At 46.2% G+C, this 509-nt stretch carries 1 protein-coding gene; it reads left to right on the forward strand.

What is annotated here, in order from left to right:
• A partial coding sequence (locus R7040_RS30180) for an ATP-binding cassette domain-containing protein (RefSeq protein ID WP_318098154.1) occupies positions 1-509 on the forward strand: 509 nt, incomplete at both ends.

The raw sequence follows: 509 nt of genomic DNA on the forward strand, positions 1-509 counted from the left end.
GGGCGCTGCCGAAAGTATTGTCGAGTTTCTTGAACTAGAGGTAGATCAAGTGAAAGATGGAACTCAATCTCGTGAACAGAACACGCCAATTCAAATCGAAGCTGAAGATTTGGTTGTTTTCAGCCCTGAAGGGAAACAATTGGCTGGCCCTCTGTCATTTTCATTGGAAGCCAATCAAAGCACTGCGCTTGTTGGCCCAAGTGGCGCAGGTAAAACCAGTTTGGTTAATACCATTCTTGGCTTTATGCCGTACAAGGGCAGTTTGAAAATTAACGGCTGCGAGTTGTCTCAACTTGATCTATCGACTTGGCGCGAAGCTGTCAGCTGGATTGGTCAAAACCCAATGTTATTGCACGGCAGCATTCGTGATAACGTCACGCTTGGTAAACACGATATTCCAGACACACAAGTGAATACAGTGCTCAACGATTCTTACGCAGCTGAGTTTGTTGAAATGCATGGCCTGGATTACGCAATCTCTGACCGTTCAGGCGGTTTATCTGTAGGAC

The sequence above is a fragment of the Vibrio sp. 1069 genome, assembly GCF_033340555.1.